Below are 18,227 nucleotides of genomic sequence, written 5' to 3'. Positions count from 1 at the left end.
TCGCCGGCAACGCGGGCTCTGCCTCCGGCAGCCCTGGGAACACTGGAGTTCTGCGATGAAAAGACATGGTCGGCGGTTTTCCGCCGTCGCTTTGCTGGTGGCCGCGATGCTTGTACTCGCCGCGTGCGGGGCGGGCGGCAAGGTGGGCGCGGGGGGCGCCGGGCCCGAGGGCGCCCCGGTGGCGGGCGGGACGCTGAAGGTGCTCGAGTTCAGCGAACCGCGCACCCTGGACCCCGCCGCGCTGCAGAACACGGGCCAGGGCACCGCACTGCTCGGCAACGCCCTCTACGGCACGCTGATGATCGACAACCAGCAGACCGGCGAGGTCGAGTACCGCATGGCCACCGACTTCTCCAGCACCGACGGCGGCAAGACCTTCACCCTCGAACTCAAGGACGGGCTGAAGTTCTCCGATGGGTCCACTTTGGACGCCGCCGCGGTGAAGTTCAACTGGGACCGGCTGAAGGACCCCACGCTCGGCTCCGACTCCCAGCCCGTCGCCGGGCTCGTCAAGTCCAGCACGGTGGTCGACCCGACGACGCTGACCGTCACGCTCGGCCAGCCATCGCCGTACTTCGCGCAGCAGATGCTCGGCAGCGCGATGAACTGGATCGCCTCCCCCGCCGCGCTCCAGAAGGGCACGAACGCGTTCGACCAGAACCCCATCGGCGCCGGGCCGTTCACGCTCCAGAGCTGGACCCGCAGCGGCAGCATCCAGCTGGTGAAGAACCCGGGCTACTGGGACGCCCCGCGCCCCTACCTCGACAACATCACCATCACGACGTCGGCGGACGCCCAGCAGCGCGTGAACGCGCTGACGACCGGCCAGGTCGACCTCGGGACCGAGGTGGACTGGCAGGCCGCGGCGAAGGACAAGGCGGCCGGTCTGCAGATCGTCACCCGGCCGTTCGGCGGCGGGCAGTTCCTGGCGCTCAACACCTTGCGCGCGCCGTTCGACGACGTGCGCGCCCGGCAGGCCCTGAGCTACGCGATCGACCTCGACGCCCTCAACGCCGCCGTGTACAGCGGTTACGGCGAAGTAGCGAACCAGCTTTTCCCCGCCGGCAGCAAGTTCCACAACGATGTCGCCCTGCACACCTACGACAAGGCCAAGGCACAGCAGCTGTTCGACCAGCTCGCCGCCGAGGGCAAACCGGTTTCGTTCACCTTCACCGCGTTCCCGAAGGACCGCGCGGTGGCCGAAGCGGTGCAGGCCCAGCTGTCCGCCTTCCAGAACGTGAAGGTGCAGGTGAAAAGCGCCGACACCGCGGAATCCGGCAAGATCTTCGGCGCCCACGACTTCGACGTGCTCGTGGCCACCGCGTTCTTCATCGACCCCGAGCCCGCGTTGTACTCCGCCTTCTCCAGCCAGTCACCGCGCAACGCGACCGGGATCAACGACCCGCGACTGGACCAGGCCCTGCTCGCCGGCCGGACCGGAACCTCCACGGACCAGCGGAAAGCGGCCTACCAGACGGTGTCCGAGCGGCTCGCCGCGACCGTGCCGGTGATCTTCTACGCCCGGCCCGCGCAGGCAGCCGTCGCCTCCTCGAAGGTCGGCGGGGTGTCGATGTACGGCACCGGTTCGGTCCTGCCGGAGCTGCTGTGGCTGGCGAAGTGATCACCGGCGCGGCGAAGAAGCTCGGCCGCGGGGTTCTGGTCATGGTGCTGGTGACGATGGTCGTGTCCCTCCTCATGGCCTTGACCCCGGGTTCGGTGGCCGAGGCGATCCTCGGCCAGAACGCCACCCCGGAGAACGTCGCGGCGCTCAACGCGAAGCTCGGCCTCGACAAACCCCTTTGGCAGCAATACCTCAGCTGGCTCGGGAACGCCCTGCACGGCGACCTCGGCACGTCGCCGCTGACCGGCCAGCCGGTGAGCAGCGCGATCGCCGAACGGGCACCGGTGACCGTCGAACTGGCCGTGCTCAGCCTCGTGATCGCGCTGGCGCTGGCGCTGCTGTTCGCGGTGCTGGGCGCCACCTGGCCCCGCGGCAGGTTCGACCGCTTCCTGAACGCGCTGTCGTCCGTGCTGCTGTCGGTGCCGGCGTTCATCGCCGGCCCGATCCTGGTCTACTTCCTGTCCGTCCAAACCGGACTGTTCCCGGTACTGGGCTGGGCCCCGCTCGACGAGGGCCTCGGGGCGAACCTCGAATCGGCCTTCCTGCCCGCGCTTTCCGTGGCGCTGGTGGAGATCGCGTCGTTCCACCGACTGCTGCGCGCCGACCTCACCAGCACCCTGCGCGAGGAGTACATCGACGCCGCGCGGGCACGCGGAATGAGCCACGCCTACGTCCTCTTCCGGCACGCGCTGCGCCCGTCGTCGTTCTCCCTGGTCACCATCTTCGGAATCAGCCTCGGCCGGATGATCGGCGGCACGGTCATCGTCGAAACCCTGTTCGCGCTACCGGGGCTCGGCCAGCTCATCGTGACGTCCATCGGGTCACGGGACGTGATCATGGTGCAGGGCGTCGTCGCCTTCACGGGCGTCGTGTACGTCGCGATCAACACCGTGGTCGACCTGAGCTACGGTCTCATCGACCCGCGCGTGCGCCGGGCGGTGACCGCATGACGAGCACCGGCCTGCTGCGCGGGAAAGCGGCGAAGAAGGCGGCTGCGAAACTGCCCGTCGTCCCGGCGGCGAAGAAGACCCACTCGGTCCTGGTTTGGCTCAGCTACGGCTGGATGGCCGCGATCATCCTCCTGGCCGTGTTCGCCCCCGTGCTGCATCTGCCTTCCTATGCGACGCCGATCGGCTTCCCCCGGCTCGGCCCGAGCACGGACTCGCTGTCGATGCTGCTGGGCACCGACGGCACCGGCCGCTCGATGCTGTCCCGGCTGATCTACGGCGCCCGCGTGTCGCTCGTCGTCGGAACAGCCGCCTGCGTAACGACTTTCGTGCTCGGCTCGCTGCTGGGCATGATGGCCGGGTACTTCGGGAAGAAGCTCGACACCGGCATCGGGCTGCTGACCGACGTGATGCTCGCCTTCCCCGGCCTCGTGCTCTTGCTGGCGCTCGCCGCCACCTTCACCCCGAGCATCACCACGCTCATCGTGGGCATGGGGGTGATGGGCATGCCCCAGTTCGTCCGGCTGGCGCGGGCGCAGACGCTGAGCTGGTCGACGCGCGGCTTCGTGCGGGCGGCGAAGAACATGGGCGCGGGGCCGTGGCGGATCCTGTTCCGCGAGATCCTGCCCAACGTCCTGCCGCCGCTGGCCGCGTACCTGCCGATCGTGCTCGCGCACGTGATCGTCGCCGAGGGCTCGCTCAGCTTCCTCGGGCTCGGCATCCCGCCGCCCAGCCCGTCCTGGGGCGGGATGATCTACGCTGGCAAGGACTCCATCGCCGACGACCCGCATCTGGTGTTCGTGCCGGCGCTCGCGATCTTCTGCACGGTCTTCGCGCTCAACCAGATCGGCGACCACCTCCGGAACCGCTTCGACGGGGACCACCTATGAACGACATCTTGCTGAGCGTCCGGGAGCTGCGCGCCTACCTCGGTTCCCCGCGCGGAGTGGTGAAAGCGGTGGACGATGTCTCCTTCGACCTCGCCCGCGGCGAGGCGATCGGGCTCGTCGGCGAATCGGGCTCCGGCAAGTCCGTGCTGTCGCGGGCCATCATGGGGCTGCTGCCGCGGCGGTCGGAGACCACCGGATCCGTCACGTTCGAAGGGCGTGAACTCCTTGGCCTGCCGAGGAAAGCAATGCGGGAGATCTGGGGCCCGCGGATCGCGATGGTGTTCCAGGACCCCGGTCGCTCACTGAACCCGGTGGTCAGGACGGGGCGCCAGCTGACCGAGGGGATGCGGCGCCATCTCGGCGTGAGCAGGTCGGAAGCGCACGCCCGGGCGGTGAAACTCCTCGCCGAAGTCGGCGTGCCCGACCCGGAGCGGCGGCTGCGCGCCTACCCGCACGAGCTGTCCGGCGGCATGCAGCAGCGCGTGATGATCGCCGTGGCGCTCGCCTGCGAACCGGACCTGCTGATCGCCGACGAGCCGACCACCGCGCTCGACGTGACGGTGCAGCGCCAGATCCTCGACCTGCTGCGCAGAGTCCAAAGTGAACACCGGATGTCGATGATCCTCGTCAGCCACGACCTGTCCGTGGTCGCGGGCCGGACCGACCGCACCGCCGTGATGTACGCCGGGCGGCTGGCCGAAGTCGGGCCGACGCGGGACGTCTTCCGGCAGCCCCGGCACCGCTACACCCACGCACTGCTCGACGCGACACCCACCATGGACCACGAGCGGCACGCGAAGTTCCCGCTGATTCCCGGCGCGCTGCCCGACCCGGTCCGCGTGCCGCCGGGCTGCCGGTTCGCCGCGCGCTGCGCGCACGCGACGGCCTCGTGCTCGGATCCCGGGCCCGACATGCGGCCGGCCGGGGAAGGCCGTTCCGTCGCCTGCTCCAACCCCGTCACGGGAGGTGAACTCGTTGGCCGGTAACGGAACCGCGCACCTGCGCGGGGACGAAGCACTGCTATCCGTGCGTGATCTCGTTGTCGAGTACGCCACGAAGGGCGGCACAGTGCGGGCGGTGTCCGGGGCCAGTTTCGACGTGCTGCCCGGGGAAACCCTGGGCATCGTCGGCGAGTCCGGCTGCGGGAAGTCGACGGCGGGCCGGGCGGTGCTGCGGTTGGAAGGCGCCGTCGGCGGCGAGGTCAGCTTCGGCGGCGAACGGATCGACGGCGCGGGCGAAAGGCGGATGCGCGCGCTGCGCCGCGACATGCAGATGATCTTCCAGGATCCGGTCGCCTCGCTGAACCCGCGCCGGAACGTCCCCGCCATCGTGGCCGAGGGCCTGGCGATTTCCGGCGCCCCCAAGGAAAAACAGCAGCGGGCCGCCGCGGAGATCCTGACCGCGGTGGGCCTGTCACCGGAGCAGCTCGCCACCACGTCGCCCCGCAGGCTCTCCGGCGGGCAGGCGCAACGGGTCGCGATCGCGCGGGCGCTGGCCGTCCGGCCGCGGCTGCTGATCTGCGACGAGCCCGTGTCCGCGCTCGACGTGTCGGTGCAGGCGCAGATCCTCAACCTGATCGAGGACCTCAAAACCGAGTTCGCCCTGACCGTCGTGTTCATCGCGCACGATCTCGCCGTCGTGCGCTCGATGACCGACCACGTGCTGATCATGTACCTCGGCAAGACGTGTGAATTCGGGGACTCCCAGCAGGTCTACGACCATCCGGCGCATCCCTACACCCGTGCGCTGCTCGACTCGGTCCCCCTCGCCGATCCCGACCACCCCTTCCGCGGCCCTTCCCTCGACGGCGAGCTGCCTTCGCCGCTCGCACCGCCCAGCGGCTGCCGGTTCCGGACGAGGTGTCCCCTCGCCCAGCCGGTTTGCGCGCGGACGGAGCCGGAGATGCGCGAGGTCCGGCCGGGACAGTTCGCCGCCTGTCATTTCCCCGACCAGAACGAGGAGCAGCAGTGACCGCACCGTCCCTTGAGGACCCCGCCGCCGAGGTGGTGCTCGGCTGCCACGTCCTGGGCATCGAGGACCAGGGCGACCCGGTCTGGGGCCACGTTTCCCGGCGCGACCGGGACCTCGGCCACGTCTGGCTCAAGGCCGGGCCGCGCGGCTTCGACGAGGTGGGCGCCGAGGACGTCGTCCTGACCGACCTCGACGGCAAGCGTCTCCTCGGCTCGGCCCCCGTGCCCCGGGAATACCCGCTGCACACCGAAGTCCTGCGCGTTCGGGAGGACGTCGGCAGCGTCGTGCACTGCCATCCCCCGCACGCGATCGCGCTGGCGGCGACCGGGCAGCCGCTTTACGCGTTCTCCAACGGCGCGGGCCCGTTCGCCGCGGGCGTACCGAGATACGAGGCGCCGGTCGGGCTCGTCGAAACGCCCGAGCTGGGCGCGGACGTGGCCCGCCACCTCGGCGATGCCCGCGCGCTTTTCCTTGTGGGGCACGGAATCGTCGCCGTCGGTGCCAGCGTCGCCACTGCCGTGATGACCGCCGTCCTGCTGGAGCGGGCGTGCCGGCTGCAGCTGCTCGCGGCGGCCGCCGGGGGTGTCGCGCCTCCGTTGCGGGAGCCGGGAAGCCGGTATTCGCACGCCGAAGCGGACGGCTATCTGTTGCGCTCCTGGGAATACCTCGTCAGGCGCACGAACTCCGGAAAGGACGGCAAGGCATGAAAGACTCCATTGTGGACAGGCGGGGCGGGCCGAGGCGGCCGCGGCGCCCACCGGAGCCGGTCGAGGTGGTCAGGCTTGCCCGGATCACGCCGAGGCTGGTGTCGGTCCACGTCGGCGGCGCGGACCTGAGCCGGTTCCAGGCCGCGGCACCGACTTCGCACATCAAGCTCTTCCTGCCCGCCCCGGGCCAGGACGCGCCCACGCTGCCGAAGATCACCGCCGAGGGCCGGACGTGGCCCGAGGACAAGCCACGGCCGATCGTCCGGACCTACACGCCGCGCTACTTCGACGCCTACGCCGGGACTTTGGAGGTGCAGTTCGTCCTGCACGGCGACGGGCCGGCCGCCACCTGGGCACAGCGGGCGAAGGCCGGGGACAAGCTCGCGATCGGCGGACCGGGCGGACGGCTGCCCTTCGACCTCACCGCACCGGAGTGGTGGATCGGCGGTGACGAAAGCGCGCTGCCCGCGGTGGGAACCTTGCTCGACGCACTGCCCGCGAGCGCGAAAGCGGCCGTGCACCTGGAAGTCGACGGTGCCGAGGACGAGATTCCGCTCGACAGCGCCGCGCAGACGACGGTCACGTGGCATCACCGGCGTCACCCCGAGGCATGGGGCGAGGAGCTGTACGACGCGGCCGCCGGTGCCGTGATCGATGCGGAAACCCAGGTCTGGGTGGCGTGTGAGGCTTCCGCGGTGCGGCGAATCCGCAGGCAGCTGCTCGACCGGCAGGTGCCGCGGTCATCGTTGGTGACGCGCGGGTACTGGCGCCAGGGCGTGGCCGACCACCCTGACCACGATCACGGGGAAGACTGATGCCGCAAGAAGAACGGGTCCTCGGCCCGGTGCTGGATCCGCGCGTGCGTACGGTGCTGGATCGCCTGCACGCGCCGTCGAACCAGTTCCCCGGCGGGCGTTCGGGTCGGCGGGGCAGCTGGCGCGACGGGAGCAACCCCGCGTTCGCCGACCCGTTCGCCCGCGCGGACCGGCCGCTCTCGATCAAGCAGGAGCAGGGCGATCTCATCTACCTGCTGTGCCGGGCGATCGGGGCGAAGCGGGTGGTCGACTTCGCGACCTCGGTCGGTGTTTCGGCGATCTACTTCGCCGCCGCGATCCGCGACAACGGCGGCGGCACGGTGATCGGCGCCGAGATCGTGCCCGGCAAAGCGGCCGCCGCCGAACGGAACCTGGCCGAGGCGGGATTGGCGGACTACGCCGACATCCGGCTCGGCGACGCCAGGGAGACACTCGCCGACGTCGGCGGGCCCGTCGATTTCGCGCTGATCGACGGGTTCCCGGTCGCGGAGGGACCTTCCCTCGCCCGGCAGCTGATCGAAATCCTCACGCCCCAGCTCCGCGTCGGCGCACTCGTGCTGAACGACAACGGCGAAACGGATTTCCTGGACTACGTGCGTGACCCGGAGCGGGGATTCCGGTCTCTTTCCTTGCCGCTCAAGGGATCCACCGAGCTGTCGGTCAAGGTGGAGTGACCCGGCCGGCCGGGGCTGCCGTGATAATGTCACGATATATCGACTACTCACGACGGCGAATCGGTGATACGGGCAATGCGAGGACACGGCGGACATCGCGGATATGGCGGCGGCCGGGGCGAAGGCGGGCGCATGCGGCGCGGGATGGTGCCGGACCTGGTGCTCACCGCGCTGCTGGACGGTCCGGCGCACGGGTACGAGCTGATGGACCGGCTCGAGCGGTTCAGCGGCGGGACGTGGCGGCCCAGCCCGGGTTCGATCTATCCGCTGCTGCAGATGTTCCAGGACAACCGGCTCGTGAAATGCGACGAGACCGACGGACGGCGGATCTTTTCCCTTACCGGCGAAGGGGAAAAGCAGGCCGCCGAACGTCGCGTCTCCGCGTTCGCCGCCGAATTCCCGGCGGAGCCGCGCGAGCACTCACAGCTCCGCGACGAAATGCACCAGCTCCGTGCCGCCGCCCAGCAGGTGACGTCGTCGGCTTCGGAGGAGTCCATCGAACAGGCGGTCGCGATCGTCCGCGGCGCGCGGCAAGCGCTTTACCGCATCCTCGCCGAGCAATGACGTCACGCGGCCGCCGTGGTGTCGCGGGAAAACAGGGAGCTCAACGCGACGGCGCCGGGGCCCGTGAACACCAGCAGCAGGAACGCCCAGCAGAACAGCGCGGCCGGTTCGCCGTGGTTCTGCAGCGGCAGGAGCCCATCGGGCTGGTGCATGACGAAGTAGGCGTAGGCCATCGAGCCGGAGGCCAGCAGCGCCGCGACCCGGGTGAACAGGCCGGTCATCACGAGCAGTCCGCAGACGAGCTGGATCACCGCCGCGTACCAGGACGGCCAGGCGCCCACGGCGACGGTCCCGCCGTTCGTGCCGGACGCGCCGCCGAAAATCCCGAACAGCGACGCGGCGCCGTGGCCCGCGAAGAGCAGCCCGATGACGATGCGGAACAGGCCGAGGACGACGGGTGCAGCCTTGTCAAGGGTCGAACCGCGCATGGAGACTCCTCCGGGGTTTTAGTTAGGCAAGGCTTGCCTACGGTAAGGAGTCACGGGACTACCGTCCAGGAAGTGTGACAGGGGTCAAAGGGACAGCGAGCCAAGTATCAGCATGCTTGCACCTTTCGAAGCAAGACTCTACTTTGTCAGCATGCTTACAGTTGTCGTCGCCGGAGCCGGCCTGAGCGGGCTCGCCGCCGCGATCTCCGCCCGGGAAACCGGCGCGAGCGTTGTGTTGCTGGAAAAGGGAAAACGGGACGACGTCGGCGGGAACGCGGCCTTCTCGGGCGGCCTGTTCCTCTTCCGCTACGACGGGCCGGACGACCTCACGTCGATCGCCGAGGAGTTCGAACCCGGGATGCGGGCCGGGAAGATCGACGCCCCGGCCTACACCAGCGAGGCCTACGCCGCCGAGCTGATGGCGATGAGCGACGGCAGGGCCGACCCGCGGCTCGTCGAAACGCTCGCGGCTCGTTCACTGGAAACAATGCGCTGGCTCAAGGAAAAAGGGGTGCGCTTCACCTTCAACCGCACGGTCGGCGCGCGGGTGCGGGACGGGGTGCTGCGTGTCCCGCCGGGACAGATCCTCACCAGCACCGGCGAAGGCATGTCGCGCGGGTTCGAGGTGATCAAACCGTTGCTGCGGCACGCGGACCGGATCGGGGTCGAGATCCGCTGGTCCACTCCCCTCACCGACGTGGTTCGCGAGAACGGGCGCGTCACGGGCGTGATGACCGGCGACGGCACGCTGCCCGCCGATGCGGTGGTGATCACCAGCGGCGGCTTCCAGGCCGACCGCGAACTCCGGCGGCGGCACCTCGGGCCCGCTTGGGAAGACGTCAAGCTCCGCGGCACCCGGCTGGCCACGGGCGACGGGATCATGGCGGCGCTACGGGCCGGCGCCGGCGACGCCGGAACGTGGTCGAGCTGCCACTCCGCCGCCGTCGACCCGACCATGCCGTCCCCCGGACGCAGCGAGGCGTCGCCGCCGTTCCCGTTGCACGGGTTCTGGCTCGGCGTGCTGGTCAACCGTGACGGCGAACGGTTCGTCGACGAAGGGCCGGGGCCGTGGGTGAAGAACTACTCGAAAATGGGGAAGGCCATCATGCGCCAGCCCGGGCGGGTGGCCTACGAGCTCTTCGACCAGCGCACCGCGGCGCGCGTGGCGGACGAGTTCGCCGGATCGGCGATCCCTGTCACCGCACCGACTTTGCCCGGGCTCGCCGCGCGGATCGGTGTCCCCGCTGGCCAACTCGTGCGCACCGTCGACGAGTTCAACCGCGCCTGCACCGACGAGGAGCGCACGACGGGCCTCACCCCGGCGAAATCGGCGTGGGCCACCCCGCTGGACCGGCCACCTTTCGTCGCTTACCACGCGGTCGCCGGGCTGACCTTCACCTTCGGCGGCGTGCGCATAGACCCCGATGGCCGCGCACTCGACAGCGACGGCGTCGCCGTCCCCGGCCTCTACGCCGCGGGTGAAGCCACCGGCGGCCTGTTCTACGGCGACTACCCCGGTGGCGCCGCCCTCATGCGAGCCGCCGTTTTCGGCCGTGCGGCGGGAAAAACGGCGGCGACGGATCCGGCTACCCCGCCCAGTGATCACTTGCGGAGTCCTCGAGCCGGTTGAGCACCGGCTCCCCATCCTGGAGGCGACGGGCCTGCCGGAGAATGAGGTCCGTCAACGCGGGCGCGACAGCGTCGGTGTTGCCACCGACATGCGGGGTGATCGTGATGTTCGGTGTGCTCCACAACGGGTGATCAGCCGGCAGGGGTTCCGGATCGACGACATCCACAGCGGCCCGGATGTGCCCCTTCGCGGCGTGCTCGACGAGCGCCTCGGTGTCCACCACAACCCCGCGGCCGACGTTGACCAGCACCGCGTTTTCCTTCATGGCAGCCAAAAAGGCCGGGTCGACCAGTTTCCTCGTCGCCGGGGTCGACGGCAGGGCCAGGACGACCGCGTCGAAAGTGCCCAACCAGCCGGCGTCCAGCGCGCTGAGCGCGTGGACCACCGTGTCAGCCGTCGTTCTGGCCCGCGACGCGAATCGCGTGACGTGGCAGTCGAAGTTCCGCAGCCGCTGGTCGATCGCGCTGCCCACTCCCCCGTACCCGAGCAGTGCGACCGATTTCCCGATCAGCCCGGGCGAGGTGAAGTTGTGCCAAGTCGCATTCCCTTGACTGGCGGCGAAATCCGGCAGCGAGCGCATCGAACTCAGCAGCAGCGTGACGGCGTGCTCCGCGGTGGGCCCCTCCATCACGCCCTCGGCATTGGCGATCGGCACGGACGGGGACACGAGCCCCTCGTGGCCGACCGACAACAGCTGCACGAGACGCGCGCGGCTCCGGGCGATCACCTCGTTCGCCAAAGCTGCTGTCACGTAAGGAAAACGCGGGTGCTTGTCGAGCGTGTGGACCGGCAGCACCAGCAGGTCCGTCTCGTCGAGATCAGCCTGATCGGGTGCGCCCTCCTCCCAGGAGAGCAGTTTCACGCCGTCAGTGGCGAGGAAGTCGTAAAGCCATTGGTAGGGAACGGAAATCCTCAGCGCTGCCATCGCGGGACCCCGTCGATGTACGTCGCCGCCACCGGGATGTCGCCGATCCGGGAGGTCTCGACGGCGAACGGATCCTCCTCCAGGACGACGTAGTCCGCGGCCTTGCCGACTTCGAGGGTACCCAGAAGATGCTCACGCCGACTGCCCCAGGCGGCTGTCGCGGTGAACGCGGCCACGGCCTCGTGCCGCGAAATCCGCTCTTCGGGTGCGAGCGATCGCCCGCTCGACGAACGGCGTTCGACGAAGAACTGGATCCCGCGCAGCGGACTGCCGGGAAGCGGCCGGTCGGTGCTGCCCAGCAGCTTGATCCCGTTGTCCAGGAACGATTTCCCGCGATACAGCCACGGAACCCGGTGCGGCCCCACGATGTTCGCGTAGTCGTCGCCGGAATCCCAGAGGAAGCACGGCTGGGAGCCGACACCGAGGCCGAGCCGCCCCATGACGGGCAGGTGGTCCTCGCGGACCATCCCGGCGTGCTCGATCCGGTGCCGGGCGTCGGCGCGGGGATACTTTTCCTGCGCGGCCAGCAGCCCGTCGAGCGCGGCGTCGATCGCGCGGTCACCGATGGCGTGGATGGCCAGCTGCCAGCCGGCGCGGTGCGCGGCGACGATGCGCTCGAGGATCTCTTCCTCCTCGCCGAGCAGCGCACCCGGGTGCTCCGAGCCGACGAAGGGTTCGGTGACGGCCGCGGACCGCACCAGCATTCCGCCGTCCAGCCACATCTTCTGTGCGTGCACCGACAGCCAGTCGCCGCCGAAACCGGCGGCCAGGCCGAGCGATTCGAAATGGGGCACGGCTTCCCCGGTGAGCATCAGGCAGGTGCGCAGCGGCAAGGTCCCGGCCTCGGCCATCGCGAGGTACACCGACAGCTCGTCGTGCCGGAGACTCGCGCCGCCGCCACCGACCCCCGCTTCGACGCAGGTGGTGATTCCCTGTGCGAGACAGGTTTTTCCCGCCGCCAGCAGGCCCTCTTCGATGTCCTCCGGCGGATACGGCAGACGCTGGTCGAGCACGATCTGCTGATCGTCTTCCTCCAGCCTGCCGTCCAGCAGCTCACCCGAGGTTATCCCGGCCGCTTCGAGAACCGCCGGGGAGACGACCGACGAATGGCTGGAGATGTCCCGGACCCAGATCTTGCGCCCCTCGCAGGATCCGCCGCTGAGGTCCGACGCGGCGAGCTTGCGGCCGAGCGCGCGGGGATCGTAGCCGACGACCTCCACCCAGCCGCCGGGCTCTCGTCCGGCGGCCGCCGCTTCGATCGCGGCGACGGCGTCGCCCAGCGCCAGGCCGGCGATGTCGACGGCGCGGCCGCGAAGACCGGTGAGGCCCAGATGCGTGTGGCTGTCGATGAATCCGGGGAGCACCACCCGCCCGCCCGCGTCGACGACGGTTCCGGCTTCGAGACCGCTCAGGTCGTCGTCGAACCCGACGATCCTCCCGTTCCACACACCCATCTTGGCGGCTTTGGGGCGGCCGGCGTGCATGGTCACGATGTCGGCGTTGACCACGATGCTGTCGATCTTCACGCCCGCACCGCCTTCGTCGTCTTACCGGCACCGGCGTTCGCGTCCTTGCCGGCCGGTTTGATCCGCCCGAGCACGAACGCACAGCCACTGCTGACCAGCGCGGTGATCATGACGAAGATCGCGACCGGCCACCAGGTGTTGCCAGCGGCGATCGAAAGGTAGGAAACGACGCTGGGCGCGAAACCACTGAAAATGGTCGCGGCCTGGAAACCCACCGAAATCCCGGTGTAGCGGATTCTGCTGGGAAAGACGTCCGCGAACAGTGTCGGATAGGCCGCCCACGATGCGGTGCCGAGGAAGAACGTCACGATCATCGCGAGCGCGATGAGGACCGGGTTCCCGCCTTCGATCAGCAGGAAGAACGGGAAGATCGCGAGCGCGCCGGTGAGCGCCCCGAACTGGAGCAGCGTCCGCGGCTTGGCCTTGAACAGCAGGAGCCCGAAAATCGGGAGCGCGATCACCTCGGCGATGCCGCCGTAAAGGATGCTGTTGAGGACGACGGGCTTTTCGACGCCCAGCTTGCCCGTGGCGTAGCCGACCACGAACACCGTGGCCACGGTGAAGAACGTGGCCTCGTAAAGCCTGCTCCCCGCCACCAGCAGGACCCGGCCCCATGCCTGCGTGAACACCTCTTTGACCGGCGATTTCGACTTACCCGTTTCTTCGGTTTCGGCCTTGAACTCCTCGGTTTCGCCGACCCCGAGCCGGATGACGAACCCGATGATGATCAGCACGGCGCTGGCGAGGAACGGGATGCGCCATCCCCACGACTGCAACGCGTCCTTGTCCATCAGTGCGAGCGCGGAGAACGAACCGTTCGCCATGATCGTGCCGACCGGGCTGCCCAGTTGCGGGAGGATGCCGAAGAACGCACGCCATTTCGAGGGCGCGTTCTCCACCGTCATCAGAATGGAGCCGCCCCATTCCCCGCCCACGCCGAGACCCTGGAGAATGCGCAGGCACACCAGGATGATCGGCGCCCAGATCCCGATCGAACCGTAGGTCGGGAGCACGCCGATGAGGAAGGTGGACGTCCCCATCAAGGCGAGTGTCACGACGAAAGTGTTCTTCCGGCCGATCCGGTCTCCCATGTGCCCGAACAGGATTCCGCCGAGCGGCCGGGCCAGGAACCCCACCGCGAAGGTGAGCAGGCTGAGCACCGTCCCGACGGCGGGATCGGTTTCGGGGAAGAACAACGTCCCGAAGAACAGCGCCGACGCGGTGCCGTAGATGAAGAAGTCGAACCATTCGACGCAGCTGCCGAAGAAGGCGCCGACGGTGGCTTTGGCGAGGTTGGAGGACATCAGAGCTCCAAGATCGTTCGGGGGGACGGGAGTCGGTGATCAGGGCGAGACCGGCTGCGCCTCTTCCGCCATCAGCGCGGCGATTTCGCGGTCGTTCGGGTCGGCCGAAGTGGCGAGCGCGTCGTGAATTCGCCGCCGGTCGGCCGCTGTGCGGTTCTGGCCGAGCTTGAACTTGGCTTCCAGCCGCTCGATTTCGATCCGGTACGCGGTGATTCGTGGCAGCAGGGACTCCGCGCGCTCCGCCGCCGCGCCCTGGATGGACCATTCGCGGTACGGTGCATAGCTTTTGGCTGTTTCGCCGGCGTGGGTGAGCGCGCGGAGATGCGCACGGAGGAAGTCTTCGTCGTCCACCACCTCCGCGCCGCCGGTGACGTGCACGGCCACGAAGTTGTAGGTGGGCAGGACGGTTTCGGCGTGGACAGCGGGGCTGATGTAGCTGCCCGCCCCGCCGAAGACGGCGAGCACGGTCGATTTCCGGCGCAGCTGCGCGGACAGCGGGTCGGCCAGCGGGATGTGGCCGATCAGGTAGCGCGGGTCTTCGGGGTCGTCGAGGAGCAGCGGCAGATGCGCCGCCTCGACCGGCGCCGTTCCCACCACCGTGGCGAGTGGATTCCGGGAGACGAAGCCCAGTGCGGCCGGGCGATCCCGGAGGTACAGGGGGTTGACCCACATTATCTGTCCTAGTACAGTTTCAATCTGTGTCAGTTAAGAGCCTGGCAGGCAAAAAGTACTCGCGGGAGATCCATCTCGCAATAGCCGAGGCGATCAGGGACGGTGAACTACAGGCAGGGGAAGCTCTGCCGTCAGTGCGGGCGCTGGCGACGGAGCTCCGCGTGAGCCCGGGGACGATTTCGCTGGCGTACCGGACGCTGCGCGAGCGCGGCCTGATCACCGTGGGGGATCGCAAGCGCGCCAGGGTCGCGGCGAAACCGGCGGTGCCCACCGCGGGCGATCTGCCGGTCGGGCCCGGGGTTCGCGATCTACGCACCGTCGCGCCGGATTCGGAGCTCCTGCCGGACATTCACCGCTTCGCCGGGGCAGGCGCACGGCGCAGCGGGAGCTACGACACGCAGAACGTGACGGCGGAACTGAGCGAGTCCATGGGCCCGCTCTTCGAAGAGGACGGGATCCGCGGGCACCTCACGGCGACCAACGGCGCACACGACGCCATCGAGCGGATCTGCCAGGCCGCCATCCCGCCCGGATCCACGATCGCGGTGGAGGATCCGGGGTGGGTCGCGGGCTACAGTTTGTTGCGCACCATGGGTTACACGCTGGCCGGGGTGGAGGTCGACGCCCATGGGATCGTTCCGTCCAGTTTGGACACGACGCTGGCGCGGCACAACTGCGCCATGGTGCTCCTGCAGCCTCGGGCGCAGAATCCCACGGGCGCGACACTGAACTCCTTGCGGGCGAAGGAACTGCGCGAGGTGCTTGAGTCCTATCCGGACTGTTACGTCCTGGAGGACGATCACGTGTCGCTGACCTCGGGGGCACCGGCGTTCTCGCTGACGCGCGGCCGACGGCGGTGGGCGGTCGTGCGGTCGGTGTCGAAGATCTTCGGGCCGGACCTCCGACTCGCCGTCGTGTCGAGCGACCGGACGACCGCGGATCTGGTGCAGGGCAGGCAGTTGCTGGGGCCCGGCTGGGTCAGCCATCTCGTCCAGCGGCTCGTCGCCGCGATGCTGTCGGACTCGAAGTGCCTGGAGACCGTCGAGCGCGCCGCCGATCTGTACCGCGCCCGCCGCGAGGAGTTCGTCGGCCACCTGGCGAGCCGCGGGATCGACGTGCTGAGCAGCTCGGGTTTCACCGTGACGATCCCGGTCGGGGACGAGTCGGCCGTGACGGCGGAACTGATGGCGCGAGGATGGGCCGTCCGCGGCGGCGAACTGTCACGGCTGTCGAGCCCGCCGTTCGTGCGGGTCTGCACGTCGGACCTGACGGCCGACGAAGCGCGGCGGCTGGCCGATGACGTGTCGGGGATCCTGCGGTCGGTGCCCCGGGGGCGGGCTCTCTGAGGGAGGCCTCCAGGGGGGTGGCTCAGCACCCACCTGCTCCCACCTGCATGTGTTATCGTTAACATATGCCAGCCAGACCGAAGCGGGCGACGGTGCACGACGTCGCGGAGGCCGCGGGCGTGAGCAGTCAGACGGTCTCGCGCGTGCTGAACGAGCGCGGGTACGTCAGCGAGGACGCCCGCCGCCGCGTGGTCGAGGCCGTCGAGCGGCTCGGGTATGCGCCGAACGTGCTCGGCCGGAGTCTCCGCTCCACGCGCAGCCCGATGGTCGGCCTCGCCGTGTCCGACATCGGCAACCCGTTCTACGCCCGGCTGCACAGGGCGATCGAGAAACCCCTGCGCGACGCCGGGCTCAGCGTCCTCCTCCTCAACTGCGACGACGACCCCGAACTCGAAGCCGCGCAGCTCGACCTGCTCGCCTCGTACCGGCCGGCCGGGCTCGTCCTCTCCCCGGCCACCGGAACCCGGTTCTCCGCGCGGCAGGTCGGCACGTTCGAGAACGTGGTCCTCGTCAGCCGCACCATCGCCGGCCTCGACGTGCCGACGGTCGTCACCAACGAGACCGAGGCGTTCGGGCAGGCGGCCGAGGAGTTGTTCGCCGCCGGTCACCGGCGGGTCGCGGCCGTGCTGGGGCCCGAAGGGGTTTCCACCACCCGGTTACGGGAAGCCGGTTTCCGCCAGGCGGTTTCGGCGGGCCGGGAGCCGGTCGTGCGCTACACCGAAGGCACGTCCGCGGCCGGGCGCGCGGCGATGCGTGAACTTCTCGACACCGGCGGCGTGACGGCAGTCCTGGGGTTCAACGTCCCTGTGACAGAAGGAATCCTGGTCGCCGTCCGCGAGGCCGGGTTGCACGTACCGGAGGACGTGTCGGTCGTCGGGTTCACCGACGCGGGCTGGATGTCGGCCGTCTACCCGGCCGTCACGGCCGTGTCGCAGCCGGTCGAGGAAATGGGCCGCCTCGCGGGCGAACTGATCGTCGCCATGACACGGGGCGGGCGCCCGCGCGAAACACCGCACCTCGTGGTGCCGGGAGCGTTGGTGCGCCGCGAATCCGTCGGCCCGCCACGGGAGGGAACGAGATGAAGATCGTCGCCGTCACCACGCACGTGGTGAGCCACCGGCTCGACGTGCCGTTCGGGATGTCCCAGTGGGACTGGGACTCCCGCGCCAGCTGCCTCGTCGAGATCCGCACTGACGACGGGCTGACCGGCTGGGGCGAATGCTTCGGCCCGGCGCCCGGGAACCGTGCGCTCATCGACGGATCCTTCGCCCCGTTCCTGCTCGGCCGCGATCCGCGCGAGCTCACCGACATCTGGGACGAGCTCTACAACCGGAACCGCGAATGGGGCCGCAAGGGCATTTCCATCGCGGCCATCTCCGGGATCGAAATCGCGTTGTGGGACCTGGCGGGCAAAGCCGCAGGGCTCCCGGTCTGGCGGCTGCTCGGCGGAAAGCACACCCCGCAGGTCCGCGCGTACGCGTCCGCCTTCTACTACGGCGGCGACTGGAAAGACGACATCGAAGCCGAGGCGCACTCCATTGTGGACGCCGGTTACCGCGACGTGAAGATGAAGGTCGGCAGGGAACTCACGACCGACATCGAGCGCGTGCGGCGGGCGCGGGCGGCGCTCGGGCCCTCGGTCCGGATCGCGGTGGACGCCAACCGCGGCTACACCACCGCCGAGGCCAAGTCATTCCTGCGCGCGCTCGAAGACGCGGACCTGTGGTTCTTCGAGGAGCCCGTACTCCCCGAGGACCTCCAGGGTTATCGCGAAATCCGGGCGGGCACAACGGTTCCCATCGCCGGCGGCGAGTCCGAGTTCACCCGGTGGGGCTTCCGCGAGCTCATCGAAACCCGCGCGGTCGACCTCCTCCAGCCGGACGCCACGGCCTGCGGCGGAATCCGCGCAACGCTGCTGATCGCGGGAATGGCCAGCGCGCACGGGATCCCCACCCTCCCGCACGTGTGGGGTTCCTCGATCACCATCGCCGCCGGGCTGCACCTGCTGACCGCGCTCCCCCAGGTCACCCCGTCCACCGGGCGCGGCCCCGTGCTGGTCGAACTCGACCAGGCACCGAACCCGTTCCGCTCGGGCCTGGCCGGCCTCGCCACCGGCCCGGTCCTGTCCGTGCCCGACGGCCCCGGCCTCGGCATCGAAATCGATCGCGAACTACTCGGCCGGTACGCGGCCTGAACCGCCCGCACGC

18 protein-coding genes are annotated in these 18,227 nt (G+C 69.5%); 13 read left to right on the top strand and 5 right to left on the bottom strand.

The window, feature by feature from the left end; genetic code table 11:
- Positions 1-55 precede the first annotated feature (55 nt).
- The 9 genes from FPZ12_RS21240 (at position 56) to FPZ12_RS21200 (ending at position 8,189) form a co-directional block, all read left to right on the top strand.
- Entirely contained in the window at positions 56-1,621 is a 1,566-nt protein-coding gene (locus FPZ12_RS21240) for an ABC transporter substrate-binding protein (protein ID WP_144749187.1), read from the top strand.
- A complete protein-coding gene (locus tag FPZ12_RS21235; RefSeq protein ID WP_208025939.1) occupies positions 1,606-2,571 on the top strand; it encodes an ABC transporter permease in 966 nt (321 codons plus the stop codon). Before FPZ12_RS21240 ends, FPZ12_RS21235 begins: the two co-directional genes overlap by 16 nt.
- Positions 2,568-3,458 carry an ABC transporter permease gene (locus FPZ12_RS21230; RefSeq protein ID WP_144749186.1) on the top strand — a complete coding sequence of 297 codons (891 nt, stop codon included), beginning with the start codon at positions 2,568-2,570 and terminating at the stop codon, positions 3,456-3,458. Before FPZ12_RS21235 ends, FPZ12_RS21230 begins: the two co-directional genes overlap by 4 nt.
- Entirely contained in the window at positions 3,455-4,444 is a 990-nt protein-coding gene (locus FPZ12_RS21225; RefSeq protein WP_144749185.1) for an ABC transporter ATP-binding protein, read from the top strand. The genes FPZ12_RS21230 and FPZ12_RS21225 overlap by 4 nt, the downstream gene beginning before the upstream one ends.
- Entirely contained in the window at positions 4,425-5,429 is a 1,005-nt protein-coding gene (locus FPZ12_RS21220) for an ABC transporter ATP-binding protein (RefSeq protein ID WP_424923624.1), read from the top strand. Before FPZ12_RS21225 ends, FPZ12_RS21220 begins: the two co-directional genes overlap by 20 nt.
- Positions 5,426-6,136: a class II aldolase/adducin family protein gene (locus FPZ12_RS21215; RefSeq protein WP_166462851.1), complete on the top strand. Its 711-nt coding sequence runs from the start codon at positions 5,426-5,428 to the stop codon at positions 6,134-6,136. Before FPZ12_RS21220 ends, FPZ12_RS21215 begins: the two co-directional genes overlap by 4 nt.
- Positions 6,133-6,951 (top strand): siderophore-interacting protein, encoded by an 819-nt coding sequence (locus tag FPZ12_RS21210; protein WP_144749182.1) that lies wholly within the window; start codon positions 6,133-6,135, stop codon positions 6,949-6,951. Before FPZ12_RS21215 ends, FPZ12_RS21210 begins: the two co-directional genes overlap by 4 nt.
- The gene (locus tag FPZ12_RS21205) at positions 6,951-7,625 is read left to right on the top strand and encodes an O-methyltransferase (RefSeq protein WP_144749181.1); all 675 of its coding nucleotides are present in this window, start codon (positions 6,951-6,953) and stop codon (positions 7,623-7,625) included. Before FPZ12_RS21210 ends, FPZ12_RS21205 begins: the two co-directional genes overlap by 1 nt.
- A 132-nt stretch (positions 7,626-7,757) precedes the next feature.
- Complete coding sequence (locus FPZ12_RS21200; protein ID WP_166462850.1) at positions 7,758-8,189, top strand: PadR family transcriptional regulator; 432 nt, start codon at positions 7,758-7,760, stop codon at positions 8,187-8,189.
- A gap of 2 nt (positions 8,190-8,191) precedes the next feature.
- Here the strand turns inward: FPZ12_RS21200 and FPZ12_RS21195 are convergent, their stop codons facing one another.
- On the bottom strand, positions 8,192-8,617 hold the full coding sequence (locus FPZ12_RS21195; protein ID WP_144749179.1) for a DoxX family protein: 426 nt from the start codon (positions 8,615-8,617) through the stop codon (positions 8,192-8,194).
- Positions 8,618-8,768: 151 nt separating this feature from the next.
- Between FPZ12_RS21195 and tcuA the strand changes: the two genes are divergently transcribed.
- Positions 8,769-10,247 (top strand): FAD-dependent tricarballylate dehydrogenase TcuA, encoded by a 1,479-nt coding sequence (gene tcuA, locus FPZ12_RS21190; RefSeq protein ID WP_144749178.1) that lies wholly within the window; start codon positions 8,769-8,771, stop codon positions 10,245-10,247.
- Here tcuA and FPZ12_RS21185 read toward each other — a convergent pair.
- Genes FPZ12_RS21185 through FPZ12_RS21170 form a run of 4 tightly spaced genes read right to left on the bottom strand, consistent with a single transcriptional unit; the run spans position 10,204 to position 14,674 of the window.
- Complete coding sequence (locus FPZ12_RS21185; protein WP_144749177.1) at positions 10,204-11,172, bottom strand: NAD(P)-dependent oxidoreductase; 969 nt, start codon at positions 11,170-11,172, stop codon at positions 10,204-10,206. The genes tcuA and FPZ12_RS21185 overlap by 44 nt on opposite strands.
- The gene (locus FPZ12_RS21180) at positions 11,160-12,698 is read right to left on the bottom strand and encodes an amidohydrolase (protein WP_208025938.1); all 1,539 of its coding nucleotides are present in this window, start codon (positions 12,696-12,698) and stop codon (positions 11,160-11,162) included. The genes FPZ12_RS21185 and FPZ12_RS21180 overlap by 13 nt, the downstream gene beginning before the upstream one ends.
- Positions 12,695-14,002, bottom strand: a complete 1,308-nt coding sequence (locus FPZ12_RS21175; protein ID WP_144749176.1) for an MFS transporter — start codon at positions 14,000-14,002, stop codon at positions 12,695-12,697. Before FPZ12_RS21175 ends, FPZ12_RS21180 begins: the two co-directional genes overlap by 4 nt.
- A gap of 39 nt (positions 14,003-14,041) precedes the next feature.
- Positions 14,042-14,674, bottom strand: a complete 633-nt coding sequence (locus FPZ12_RS21170; RefSeq protein WP_144749175.1) for an FMN-binding negative transcriptional regulator — start codon at positions 14,672-14,674, stop codon at positions 14,042-14,044.
- 26 nt (positions 14,675-14,700) lie between these two features.
- Between FPZ12_RS21170 and FPZ12_RS21165 the strand changes: the two genes are divergently transcribed.
- The 3 genes from FPZ12_RS21165 (at position 14,701) to FPZ12_RS21155 (ending at position 18,214) form a co-directional block, all read left to right on the top strand.
- On the top strand, positions 14,701-16,020 hold the full coding sequence (locus tag FPZ12_RS21165; protein WP_144749174.1) for an aminotransferase class I/II-fold pyridoxal phosphate-dependent enzyme: 1,320 nt from the start codon (positions 14,701-14,703) through the stop codon (positions 16,018-16,020).
- A 65-nt stretch (positions 16,021-16,085) separates the two neighbouring features.
- The gene (locus FPZ12_RS21160; protein ID WP_144749173.1) at positions 16,086-17,102 is read left to right on the top strand and encodes a LacI family DNA-binding transcriptional regulator; all 1,017 of its coding nucleotides are present in this window, start codon (positions 16,086-16,088) and stop codon (positions 17,100-17,102) included.
- Positions 17,099-18,214 (top strand): mandelate racemase/muconate lactonizing enzyme family protein, encoded by a 1,116-nt coding sequence (locus FPZ12_RS21155; protein ID WP_144749172.1) that lies wholly within the window; start codon positions 17,099-17,101, stop codon positions 18,212-18,214. The genes FPZ12_RS21160 and FPZ12_RS21155 overlap by 4 nt, the downstream gene beginning before the upstream one ends.
- Positions 18,215-18,227: the final 13 nt, after the last annotated feature.

It is taken from the genome of Amycolatopsis acidicola, from assembly GCF_007713735.2.
Taxonomy (GTDB): Bacteria; Actinomycetota; Actinomycetes; order Mycobacteriales; family Pseudonocardiaceae; genus Amycolatopsis_E; species Amycolatopsis_E acidicola.
This window is presented reverse-complemented; position numbering and strand designations above follow the sequence as displayed.